General features: G+C 40.9%; 4 protein-coding genes and 1 pseudogene. 1 reads left to right on the top strand and 4 read right to left on the bottom strand.

All coding sequences use genetic code 11. The features are described 5' to 3' along the window. Together ACFIMW_RS09045 and ACFIMW_RS09040 are read right to left on the bottom strand one after the other, a co-directional pair. On the bottom strand, window positions 1–995 hold a 995-nt coding region (locus tag ACFIMW_RS09045; protein ID WP_375608867.1), incomplete at its 3' end, for a PBSX family phage terminase large subunit. Then, on the bottom strand, window positions 976–1,311 hold the full coding sequence (locus ACFIMW_RS09040; protein WP_375617390.1) for a hypothetical protein: 336 nt from the start codon (window positions 1,309–1,311) through the stop codon (window positions 976–978). The genes ACFIMW_RS09040 and ACFIMW_RS09045, both read right to left, overlap by 20 nt. Window positions 1,312–1,531: 220 nt before the next feature. Here ACFIMW_RS09040 and ACFIMW_RS09035 point away from each other — a divergent pair, with 220 nt between their 5' ends. Then, complete coding sequence (locus ACFIMW_RS09035) at window positions 1,532–2,146, top strand: hypothetical protein (protein ID WP_375608866.1); 615 nt, start codon at window positions 1,532–1,534, stop codon at window positions 2,144–2,146. 13 nt (window positions 2,147–2,159) lie between these two features. Here the strand turns inward: ACFIMW_RS09035 and ACFIMW_RS09030 are convergent, their stop codons facing one another. Continuing rightward, on the bottom strand, window positions 2,160–2,687 hold the full coding sequence (locus ACFIMW_RS09030) for a hypothetical protein (protein WP_375608865.1): 528 nt from the start codon (window positions 2,685–2,687) through the stop codon (window positions 2,160–2,162). Window positions 2,688–2,703: 16 nt separating this feature from the next. Continuing rightward, window positions 2,704–2,946: pseudogene (gene ssb, locus ACFIMW_RS09025) on the bottom strand (single-stranded DNA-binding protein); the annotation flags it as partial. Window positions 2,947–3,005 lie beyond the last annotated feature (59 nt).

The following is a 3,005-nucleotide window of genomic DNA, read 5'->3' as shown; positions in this document are numbered from 1 at the left end:
CTCTCAAAACTCACATTGTGCACACGGTCTCTCGTCGCACCATCATGGGGTAACACCATCAATGCCTTCTCATAACCGTTTTGACGCAACCAACCGATATGTTCCGATAACGGCTGTCCCTGTGCTTCGTAATAATCAAGCACTCTGATCTCCCTACCAACAAATTGTGCTATCCATATCGCTGTGGCATCTGCCTTAGCACCCGTGCCCCCAATGTCCCAAAAAGCGCGTATCTGCATTAAAGGGTCACGCGCAACACGCCCTATCCGCCCCTCCTGCTCGGCTGCCAACATTTCCCTCTGATAATAAGCGCCTTGAACTGCTGTAAGATAAGCCCCCTCCCATATATGCTTATAGGTCTCTGGACGGTTTCTCAGATCATCAAGCCGCGCTTCATTCAAGATCTTAGGAAACTTCGGATTGTCTGACCAATTGATCTCTACACGCTTAATGGCTTCATTGTCTGAAAAGCGAAACCGCTTCTCAACGGGGGCATTCTCTCGCAACGGGTTCCATGTCACCCATAACTCTGCTCTCCACCCCTCTCCCTCTTCTCGCAAAGTCGGTATAAGCGTCTGCCAAGCCGTCTCTGTCACGGGCTCTGCCTCATCAACCCAACAGAGCAAAATACGACCCATCGATTTAATGCTCGCAATATTACGGTCCAGACCAGAAAACTGAAAGGCTATACGACCATCTATCGACTTAATCGACGACTCCCCAACCTTGTAATAGTCCCTTAAAAAATCATGGGCTTCAATGGCGCGCTTAATCTCCTCCAATGAACTCTCTGCTAGCGAATTTTGAAACTGACGTGCACAAAGAATGGTCCCCGATATCCCCTGCATACCAAATTGATAGCCTTTTAAAGCAGCCATCAAGGCAAATGATCTTGTCTTTCCAGACCCTCGTCCACCCCAAGCCGCGCGTACCAAAGCATCCCCTGTAAAAATAGGAATGAGTTTTGGTACAATCTTAATCTGTCTTGTCGTCATTCATTGTTAAAGGAGCAATTTCTACACGCCCTATGATCTTAATCGCGCCCCCATCTTCCCCCGTCACTTGCAAAGGCAACACCTTCCCAAGCAACGCTAAATAAGCAGCGGGGCATTCCATAGCCTGCTTTTCCAAATAAGAGATCAAACCATCCTTGCCAATTTTATTCCCAGCATTCTCAGCAGCCTTAACCACTGCTTCTTTTAAAATGCGCGTCACTTTATTTGGAACGCCTTTGACACGCCCCATTCCTGCCTTAGGAGGTTTATATTTTTTCTTTGTTTGAGAAATCTGTTCTGTATTTTGTGATGTCATAAAATACACCCTCCAGATAATAAAAAACCCCGCATTTGCGGGGATTTTCGACTGTACATTTCCCTCTCCAGACACAATACGCCTAAATACAGTAATGTCATTAAATACGATTTGCTACACTTTGTCAACATAAAAATAACACATATTGATATATTCAAAGGGAATCAGTTAAACAACACTTATGAATAATACAGCACTTATGAATAATTAAGGGTTCAAAATGATGAAATCATTATCCATAACACGCATCATAACATTTATAGCTTTCTTTTCTATATCAGCGCTACCTGCATCAGCGTCATTTGGATTTATAGACAAATTGACGCGTATGTTTACAAGTGTAGATACTAAAGAGAAGTATAATCAACTTTACAACAAATACGTAAGTGAATCATATATTGGCTCTATGCATTCTGAAAAGATACGCAAAGCAGAAGAACTTTCACTCAGCATGGGCACAAAATATTCATTTTTTAAACAGGAAGATATATTGTATCGTCACATATCAGTTGTTGGTTGTGCATCCTTTATGAGTTTATTGCGGGGTGATTATAATAAGGAGATGTCGCAAATGGATCTACCCAATGTAATAAAGCGTTTACGCGATGAATATAATTGGAGTGAAAGCGATTTTATGTGGGCATACGACGTGGTCAATGATGACAAAGATCCAATGATTTATTATGCAAAAAAACTTATTAAGCGTTACGATTTCAGAAAAGAACAAGTAAATAACATAGTATCTGACATGAAAGAAAATGATCATAAAAGGTTAAAGGAACCCATTGAATATTGCAGAAACTTACGAACGATATACAATATAATGAAACCGTAATAGAGATTGTCATTTAACGATCAAAATGTTTCTGAAGCGCATTAAGAGCAACACGTAATGAATTCACAAGGTGTGGTAGCATTTGATCTTCTATAACGAGATACTGTAGCGCAGCATGAAGATTATACTGTCTATAAAGGCATTGTGCTTCTTTTAGTGCCTCTTGCGTGTTGATAAACTGCTCTGTTGCAAATGCTACCCATTTATCTCTTGCCTTATCATCAGATGATGACGGCATTTCGTCATAAATTGCATTAGGCAAGCCTTTTGCACAAAGGTAATTATTTCTTATCTGTAGGTACTGTTGCGCGGCGTCATATTGCTCTTGAGTAAGCACGCTTTGCAAACAAAGTCGCCCTATATAAGACCCAGAGAGCGGATTTTTTGCCTCCTGTAGCGTTAAACCGAAGCGCTTTGCACGCATTTCTATTGCCAATTTATCAACGGCTTCACGCGGTGTTTTGCAACGTGATATACGACCATTGGCTTCTCTTACCTGCCCTGCTATTTTAGGGCATCCCCTCTTTTTATTTTTTTTCACAACACCGCCTTCTTATTTAAAAAGGAACACTGTCATTCATAACGGTATGGGGCATATCAAGAGGTTTGTGAAAGCTTCTGTCATAAGCAGATGACTGCTCTTGATTATCATCATTTTTGCCATCTAAGAGCTTTAAGTCGCCTTTGTACTTAAGCAAAATGATTTCTGTTACATACCGATCAATACCGTTTTTATCTTGCCATTTACGGGTTTGAAGCTGCCCCTCGATATAAACTTTGCTGCCTTTGACAAGATATTGATTTATAATGATAATTTAGCATTATTCATATGGAATTAAAGACCAGAATAACGTAAGAT

The sequence above is a fragment of the Bartonella sp. AC329YNZD genome (genome assembly GCF_042196685.1).
Taxonomy (GTDB): domain Bacteria; phylum Pseudomonadota; class Alphaproteobacteria; order Rhizobiales; family Rhizobiaceae; genus Bartonella.
The sequence above is the reverse complement of the archived record's forward strand: the minus strand, read 5'-3'. Positions and strand labels throughout refer to the sequence as shown.

Coding starts and splice junctions, on each gene's coding strand:
- ACFIMW_RS09040 (WP_375617390.1), bottom strand. CDS start 1,311: ATGACATCACAAAATACAGAACAGATTTCTCAAACAAAGAAAAAATAT.
- ACFIMW_RS09035 (WP_375608866.1), top strand. CDS start 1,532: ATGATGAAATCATTATCCATAACACGCATCATAACATTTATAGCTTTC.